The sequence below is a fragment of the Nocardia sp. NPDC058497 genome, assembly GCF_042720195.1.
In the GTDB taxonomy this organism is placed as follows: Bacteria; Actinomycetota; Actinomycetes; order Mycobacteriales; family Mycobacteriaceae; genus Nocardia.
Window position 1 is genome coordinate 1 of sequence record NZ_JBHXMY010000305.1, and the last position, 7,130, is coordinate 7,130.

Genomic DNA, 7,130 nt, shown 5'->3' on the forward strand with positions numbered 1-7,130 from the left:
ACCGGAATCTGCGTCGTGCTGGCGGATATCGAGGCCCAGGGTGGCGTCGGCGCCGGCTTCACCCCGATCAGATAACGGGCGGTCCCCGCGCAGGTGGACGTGGCGGACGAGCAGGCGGTCGCCGAGTTGTTCGACCGGGCGAAACGGGAGCTCGGCGGCGTAACGTCGTGTTGCGTCGAGCAGAGGCGCGCCGGGCCGGCCACTACCTCTGGCTGTGGCAGTTCTGGATTCGCTGCTGAGCGACCGGTTGGCGAGCTGGTACCGGTACGTTCGTAAGGATCGGCCCACCAACAGAGACACCGTCGCCGGATTGTGCCGGAAGCTGTTGCACGGCTTCGATACCAAGACCAACACAGCGTCCACGACCGCCCGGCTGGCGGTTGACCACGATGGGTGTTGCGACCGTGGTGACTTGGGTTGCGGCATTGATCCTCTCGGTCACGCAGGCCCTCGACTCGAATCTGCTGCTCGCTGTCTTTGCGACGGCGACCACCCTGGCGGCGGGCACACCCTGGCTGGTCCTGGCGCTGTTGGGGGTGGTGAAGTACCGCGCCGTCGCGGTGTCGTCGATCCTGCCGCTGATCATCGTTGGGGTGATGGTGGCGGGCGTCAACGTTTGCCGGAGCGGATCGCGTGGCTGGTGTCCGAATCCACGATGACGTCGGTAGCACAGCGGTGTGATCGGGTGGCGGAGCCGCGGTGGGTCGGTGTCTTCCGGGTCGAGGGGATCCGGCGGGATCACAACGGTGCGTGTGAGCTCCGTATCGGGGATTCGTTGGGTGTCGACGGGCTGGCCTATTTCCCGCCCGGTGTCCAGGTGCCACCTGTGGGCGAGGGCTCGAAGCAGTACACGCCCTTCGACGGGCCGTGGTACCGCTACGAGTTCGTGGCGGACTACATCGATTGAGCTCGGCGGGTGGTGCCGACGCTCACCAGAAGTGGGGTGTGAGGCCCCAGCAGTCGAACTCGGCGGTGAGCAGGGTGCGCAGTGTGGTGCGGGTGGGGAAGCGGTCGGGGTCGGCGCCGGTGACGGCGAGGGTGACGGTGTGGCCGTCGGTGGAGAAGGACAGGTTGACGCCGACCTCGACGCGGCGGAACATCTCGGGGTCGCCGGTGCAGACGACCGGGCGCATGAGGACGGCGGCGGCGCGGTGGTCCCCGATGGCGGCGACGGACTGGGCGGTGTCACCGAGGTTGGTGCACAGGCATTCCGGGGCCTTGGCGGTGCGGGCGAAGTGGTGCAGGACGAAGCGGGGGAGGAGCATCTGCAGAGGTTGCAGGTGCTGGAGAGCCGGGGTGGTCGCCGGGTAGCGATAGGCGGTGGCGGCACGCTTCACCGACGTGCGGACGGCGCCCAGGTCGATGCGGTCGGTGGTGTTGTAGCGGACCGAAATCGGTAGGCCGGTGGTGGCGTTCGCGCGGGGATCGTTCGCGGTGCGCATGGAGTGGGGGATGTCGACGCGGATATCGGCGGTGTCGCCGACGCGGTCGGTGCGACCGAGCAGTCCCGCGCCGAGGGCGATCAGGAGGCCGTTGGTCGTGCCGGAATGCGTTGCGGCGACGGCGTTCCACTGGCCGAGTTCGAGTTGGACGACGACATCCGCGGGTGACCATCGTTCGGGCAGTGGCAGCGGGGGAGTCGTGGGGCGGGGAGTGCGTTCGGGCTCGGTGACGGCGCGAGTCGCGAGGGCGGCACGGATGCCTTTCACCACCGCGCGCAGCTGCGCGCCCGCATCGGAAAGGTTCGCGCTCAGTGTGTTTCGGGGAGCGCTGCCGACGAGGCGCCCGGAACTTGCCGAGCGGTCGGGGTCCTCGCCGTTGACGAGGCGGGCCAGCGCATCACCGACGGCGAACAGCACCGCGCCGCCGTCGGAGGCGACATGCGAGGTCACCAGCGACACCAGTGTCCCGCCCGCCGTGGTCGGGGCCGCGGACAATCGCCACACCAGACCGGCCGCCGGGTCGAAATCCACCTGGCTCTGGGCGAAGTACCAGTCCAGGACCTCGTCGTCGGCGACGGGCACGGCATCACAGCCGAGCGGGAGCGATTCCGGGGCGGGCACCCAGTACGGGCGGGCGAACGGCACGCGGGTGGTTTGCACCCGGCGGGCGAGGAAACCCTGGGCGAGCTGGGCGTGGAAGCGGTCGAGCAGGTCGCGGCCGAGCGGCTCGTCGAACCGCCAGGCGAGCTGGTTGACCAGTGCGTTGCCGTAGAGGCTGTGCAGTTTGAGGAACAGGTCGTCGTCGGCGGTGAGCCGGTTGACGGCGGTGGGCAGGGCAACGGACGGGGCGTGGGAGGTCAGTGTCATGGGGATCCTCAGCGGGCGCGCAGGGTGCGGACGGTCAGGGGCGCGAACACGGCGACGACGACGAGCGCAGCCACCATCGACCAGCAGGCATCGGCGCCGACAGATCCGTCCTCGGCGAGCATGCGCACCGCCGACACCAGATACGACACGGGGTTGCAGTCGGAGACATAGCCGAGCCAGGTGGGCATCGACTCCTCGGGCACCAGCGCGTTGGAGGCGAAGCTGAGGAAGGTGAGCACCAGCATCGACATGCCCTGCACAGCGGCGGGTCGGGACACGGTGACCCCGATGAACGCGAACAGCCAGCTGATCGCGGTGGTCGCCAGCACCACCAGCACCGCACCGGCGAGGAAACCGACCGGGTGCGCGGGCCGGTAGCCCATGGCGAAGCCGACGATCACCACCGTCGTGGCGGCGATGACATAGCGCGTCGCCCCGGCGAGCAGTGCACCGGCGACCGGCGCGGATCGGGCGATGGGCATGGCGACGAACCGGTCGAACACACCCGACCGGATGTCCTCGGACAGCTGCACTCCGGTCGCGACGGAGGAGGTGAGCACGATCTGCACCAGCACACCCGGTATCAGAATCGGCAGGTACGCGTCCATGCTGCCCGCGATGGCGGTGCCGAAGATGCTGCCGAACAGCAACGGCCCGACGATGGGCAGCAGGAGGGCGTCGTAGAGCAGCTGCGGGCTGTGCCGGAAGGTCAGCAGTCCCCGCCACGCCATCATCAGCGACTGGAACAGCGAGGCGCGCAGGCTGACGTGGGTGACGCGGGGACGGCGATCGATCGTCGCGGGCGCGGTGCGCTCGGCGGTGGTGACGGTCATGATGGTCTCGGCTTCCATGGTCAGGCGGCGGCGCGTGCCGTACCGGTGAGTGCGAGGAACACCTCGTTCAGGTCAGGTCGGTCGACGGCGAAACCGCGCAACGCGATGCCGGCGGCCCGGCAGGCCGCGACGATGTCGGCGGCGGTGCCCGCATCCGCGAGCGCGACGGTCAGCGTGCCCGCCGACGACCCCTCGGGAACCTCGCCGGTCAGCTCGGCGACAATCGCCTCGGCGTGCCCGGACTGGCTCACCTCGGCGAGCTCCAGGCGCAGCACCTGCTCACCGATGGACGATTTGAGCTCGGCGGCGGTGCCCTCGGCGACGATCGCGCCGCGGTCGATGACGGCGATCCGATCGGCCAGCGCGTCCGCTTCCTCGAGGTACTGCGTGGTGAGCAGGACGGCCGCCCCGCGGGCAACGAGCTTGCGGATGATGCCCCACATACGGTCACGGGTATGCGGGTCGAGCCCGGTCGTCGGCTCGTCGAGGAAGATCAGCGGCGGATCGGTGATCAGCGTCGCCGCCAGATCCAGACGCCGCCGCATCCCACCAGAGAACTGGCCGACCGGGCGATCGGTGACCGCGGTCAGCTCGAACTCGTCCAGGAGTTCGGCGCTGCGCGCGGCGGCCTCGCGGCGGGACAGCCCGAGCAGCCGCCCGAACAGGCGCAGATTCTCACCGGCGGTGAGGGTTTCGTCGACGGAGGCGTACTGGCCGGTGAGCCCGATCATCGAGCGCACCGCGGTGGCGTCGCGCACGATGTCGTAGCCGAAGATCTCCGCGCTGCCCCGATCGGGACGCACCAAGGTCGCCAGCATGCGGACGGTGGTCGTCTTGCCCGCACCGTTGGGGCCGAGCAGGGCGAAGACCGTGCCGGCGGCGACAGTGAGGTCGACGGCGCCCACGGCCGTGAAATCGCCGTAGGACTTGCCGATTCCGCTGGTGCGGATGGCGATGTCGGTGGTCATGGGAGCCTCCCTGCGGCGTCGATCGGTTCGGGGGTGACCGGCGCGAGTGTTTCGACGGCATCGACGGCTCGCTCGACACCATCGGTGGTGAACCCCGCGGCATAGGCCGTGGCGCGACGACGGACTTCGGGGGTCGAGATCCGGTCGAGGAGTGTGTCCAGGCGCGCGCCGGTGAGCGCGCCGGCGGGAATGGTCGCTGCCAATCCGAGCCGCTGCAGCGCCTGACCCCAATAGGGCTGGTCGGCCTGAACCGAGCAGATCACCTGCGGCACACCTGCTCTCAGTGCCGCAGCGGTCGTGCCGGCGCCGCCGTGATGCACCGCCGCCACACATCGCGGCAGCACCTCGGCATGGTCGACGTAATCGACGACGGCCACCTCGGCATCGATGCAGGGCGTGATCGCGGCCCACCCCGACGCCAGCAGCAGCCGACGCCCCCGTCGCGCGCAGACGGCGCGGAGCATGGCGACGAACTCGGCCGGGTCGCCGACGTCCATGGAACCGAAGCCCACGTAGATCGGTGCGGAACCGGCAGCCAGCCACTGATGGAGATTCGTTGCAGCATGCGGCTGAGACGTGGCGCTGGTGGTTTCCTCAACCCGATGGATCGGGATCGGATCGGTGGTCTGCAGGTGGAGGTCGGCGGTGGCGGACCGGAAGACGGCGGTGCGGTCGTCGGCTCGATCGAGGGTGTGGGTGGCGCGTCCGTAGTCGAACCGGGGGCGGCAGCCGAGGGTGAAGGTCAGACTTCCGCGCACCACCCGCACGATGCGCACCAGCCGGTGCCGGTCGGTGGGCGCGGTGTGCTCGATCGGTTCCATGAAATCGGCGACCTCCCCCACACCGTCGGGCCCCGAGAACCGGGTGACCAGGACGGCCGTATCCGGGAGGTAGAGCTGCCGGACGGTGCCGGCGGCGGTGGTGTCGACGGCGATCGAGCAGTGCCCGCCCTTCTCGCTGTCGAGCAGCGAGGCGAACACGCTGGGGGAATCGAATCGGGGAGCACACCACCAGTCGATCGTTCCGGCGGCCGAAACCAGTGCCGCGGTCTGGAGATCGCCGACGATGCCGTGCTCGTCGATCGGCGGTTACGCGTTCACGAGCGCTCCTCCCTCGGGACCGTCCGCCCGGTGGTCGGCCGACTTCAGCCAACCAGCTGACCGCGGCGGCGGCCTCACTCGGATCTGTTGCCTGCCATCGGTCCTCACCGTGTTCGTCGGACGCCACCGGTCTCACTTCGGAAAGGTTTGCTACCTCGGTACTACATATTTCGACGGTGAAATTCTGTGGACCGTCCGTGCCGGTCGAAAATGCGCCCCGACCGGCAATTGGTCGGCCGCCGTGCCGACGGCGAGCGGAACTCGAGCACCGGGGAGATTTCGCGCCGGCACCCGCCTCACCTGCCGAAACGGCGATCATGTTGTCGGCGAGACGAATACACGAGCGCGCTCGCTGGTAATGCTCCAATGCCGGCGATATCGCGTCGTGATCGGCGGCAGCGAGTTGCTATGGTGGGCAGGCGAATCGTTCGTCCGAATGTTAGGAAGCTTGATGGGAAGCACTGCTCTCGACGTCATTGCCCTGCTGGTCAACCGTGCCGTCGGTTTCTGGAACTGGATGGCGACCGGCTCTGCGGGATTCCCGCCGCTGTGACGGTGTGACCTGTGCGCGCGAACCCCCGAAAGCCCCTCGGCTTTCGGGGGTTTCGCCATTTCCCGGTGAGACGGACGTCCGGTTCTGTCGGACCCCGGCGTTACCGTTGGCGCACAGCCCATGTCGAGGAGGGTGACGATGACCGACAGTGTCGACGGTGTGCGGGAACGAGCGCAGCGTCCGGAGGATCTGAGCCGGCTGGTGGTCGAACGGCTCAATGCCGGCGACGTGGACGGCCTGGCCGAGTTGTACGAATCCGATGCGGTGCTCGCCCTGCCGGACGGTGTCGTGGCGACGGGGATCGAGGAGATCCGGGCGGCCTACGCGCGCCTGGTGGCCGACCGTCCGGTGTTCCAGCCGGGGCCCCAGGCGCCCGCGCTGCAAGCAGGCGATCTCGCGCTGACCTCGTCGCGGCTGCCCGGTGGCACCGGCGCCACCGTCGAGGTGGCGCGCAGGCAGCCCGACGGTAGCTGGCGCTGGATCCTGGATCAGCCGAACGTGCTCGGCTGATCCGTCCCGGAGTCCGTTGCGTCAGTTCTGGTTCAGGCCCGTCGACAGCACGACGACGACCTTGTCCTGGGTCACTTCGCTGACCCGGACATCCATACCATTGGATGCCTGCGACTGCCCGACGGGCACGGTGACCTGCTGACCGCCGACGCTCAAGGTGACCACGTCACCCTCGACGGCGACCAGTTCGGCATCGATGCCGAGGACCGAGGCCTTCGCGTTCACCCCGCGATCGAAGGTGACGGTGCAGCCGCTGACTGTGCACTCGGAGGTGGTGCCGTGGCCCGTCATGGTGCAGGCGGACGCGGCGAAGGGAAGCAGGAGGGCGAACGCGGACAGCGCGATCAGCCGACGAACAGGCATGGCGCCAGTGTAGTGCGAGTCGGCCGGTCGTCGTGGAAAGCGTGGACTAGGGATCGAAGGTGCAACGGATCGGTCTCGCCGTGTTGCGGGCCTGCCGTGCCGGTAATAGCGTCGCTGAGAGGTAACTGGCATCGCAGCATTGGTGCCGATCGTGTCCGGTGCGTGTCGGGGTGACTGGTCGAAGCTGTCGATGGCGGACAGATCTGCCGGTCAGCCGGGTGGTCGCTGGGAGCGGCGGCTGAGATCGGGAGGTGGGACCATGATCGCGGGCGAGATGACTGTTGCCAGTCGCTGGTGGTGGCGGCCGGGGTGGACTCCGGGACGTTCGTTCTACGACTGGCAGGTCACCCCGACCCAGCCGGTCGCCGACAAGCTGGTGGAGATCTTCGCGCCCACCATCGCCCGGCTGCCCGGACTCGAGCAGGTCGACGCGGCCCGCCTGCGCATCGGCGTGCAGGGGATCGGCTTCGTCGACGGGGTGAAGGGCGTGCACC

10 protein-coding genes are annotated in these 7,130 nt (G+C 69.0%); 4 read left to right on the forward strand and 6 right to left on the reverse strand.

What is annotated here, in order from left to right; genetic code table 11:
• Positions 1 to 363, reverse strand: a 363-nt coding sequence (locus ACFWPJ_RS19970; protein ID WP_378853399.1) for a hypothetical protein, incomplete at its 3' end; no start/stop codon positions are given.
• Positions 364 to 389: 26 nt separating this feature from the next.
• On the opposite strand from ACFWPJ_RS19970, the gene ACFWPJ_RS19975 reads away from it, so the two are divergent.
• Positions 390 to 659, forward strand: coding sequence for a hypothetical protein (locus tag ACFWPJ_RS19975; RefSeq protein ID WP_378853401.1), 270 nt, complete (start codon positions 390 to 392; stop codon positions 657 to 659).
• A gap of 26 nt (positions 660 to 685) precedes the next feature.
• Entirely contained in the window at positions 686 to 907 is a 222-nt protein-coding gene (locus ACFWPJ_RS19980; protein ID WP_378853403.1) for a hypothetical protein, read from the forward strand.
• A 22-nt stretch (positions 908 to 929) separates the two neighbouring features.
• Here the strand turns inward: ACFWPJ_RS19980 and ACFWPJ_RS19985 are convergent, their stop codons facing one another.
• The 4 genes from ACFWPJ_RS19985 to ACFWPJ_RS20000 are packed head-to-tail and all read right to left on the reverse strand — an operon-like array spanning position 930 to position 5,192.
• Positions 930 to 2,309 (reverse strand): hypothetical protein, encoded by a 1,380-nt coding sequence (locus ACFWPJ_RS19985; protein ID WP_378853405.1) that lies wholly within the window; start codon positions 2,307 to 2,309, stop codon positions 930 to 932.
• Positions 2,310 to 2,317: 8 nt separating this feature from the next.
• Entirely contained in the window at positions 2,318 to 3,142 is an 825-nt protein-coding gene (locus tag ACFWPJ_RS19990) for an ABC transporter permease (protein WP_378853407.1), read from the reverse strand.
• 20 nt (positions 3,143 to 3,162) lie between these two features.
• On the reverse strand, positions 3,163 to 4,110 hold the full coding sequence (locus ACFWPJ_RS19995; protein ID WP_378853409.1) for an ATP-binding cassette domain-containing protein: 948 nt from the start codon (positions 4,108 to 4,110) through the stop codon (positions 3,163 to 3,165).
• Positions 4,107 to 5,192, reverse strand: a complete 1,086-nt coding sequence (locus tag ACFWPJ_RS20000; protein WP_378853417.1) for a trehalase-like domain-containing protein — start codon at positions 5,190 to 5,192, stop codon at positions 4,107 to 4,109. The genes ACFWPJ_RS19995 and ACFWPJ_RS20000 overlap by 4 nt, the downstream gene beginning before the upstream one ends.
• Before the next feature lie 709 nt (positions 5,193 to 5,901).
• Between ACFWPJ_RS20000 and ACFWPJ_RS20005 the strand changes: the two genes are divergently transcribed.
• Positions 5,902 to 6,273, forward strand: coding sequence for a YybH family protein (locus ACFWPJ_RS20005; RefSeq protein ID WP_378853411.1), 372 nt, complete (start codon positions 5,902 to 5,904; stop codon positions 6,271 to 6,273).
• A 21-nt stretch (positions 6,274 to 6,294) separates the two neighbouring features.
• On the opposite strand, the gene ACFWPJ_RS20010 is transcribed toward ACFWPJ_RS20005, so the two are convergent.
• Positions 6,295 to 6,636 carry a hypothetical protein gene (locus tag ACFWPJ_RS20010; protein WP_378853413.1) on the reverse strand — a complete coding sequence of 114 codons (342 nt, stop codon included), beginning with the start codon at positions 6,634 to 6,636 and terminating at the stop codon, positions 6,295 to 6,297.
• A 274-nt stretch (positions 6,637 to 6,910) separates the two neighbouring features.
• Here ACFWPJ_RS20010 and ACFWPJ_RS20015 point away from each other — a divergent pair.
• A partial coding sequence (locus tag ACFWPJ_RS20015) for a hypothetical protein (protein ID WP_378853415.1) occupies positions 6,911 to 7,130 on the forward strand: 220 nt, incomplete at its 3' end.

Bases quoted from the DNA above. Each gene is read 5' to 3' on its own strand.
- ACFWPJ_RS20010 (WP_378853413.1), bottom strand. From the start codon at position 6,636: ATGCCTGTTCGTCGGCTGATCGCGCTGTCCGCGTTCGCCCTCCTGCTT.
- ACFWPJ_RS19985 (WP_378853405.1), bottom strand. From the start codon at position 2,309: ATGACACTGACCTCCCACGCCCCGTCCGTTGCCCTGCCCACCGCCGTC.
- ACFWPJ_RS19995 (WP_378853409.1), bottom strand. From the start codon at position 4,110: ATGACCACCGACATCGCCATCCGCACCAGCGGAATCGGCAAGTCCTAC.
- ACFWPJ_RS20005 (WP_378853411.1), top strand. From the start codon at position 5,902: ATGACCGACAGTGTCGACGGTGTGCGGGAACGAGCGCAGCGTCCGGAG.
- ACFWPJ_RS19990 (WP_378853407.1), bottom strand. From the start codon at position 3,142: ATGACCGTCACCACCGCCGAGCGCACCGCGCCCGCGACGATCGATCGC.
- ACFWPJ_RS19975 (WP_378853401.1), top strand. From the start codon at position 390: ATGGGTGTTGCGACCGTGGTGACTTGGGTTGCGGCATTGATCCTCTCG.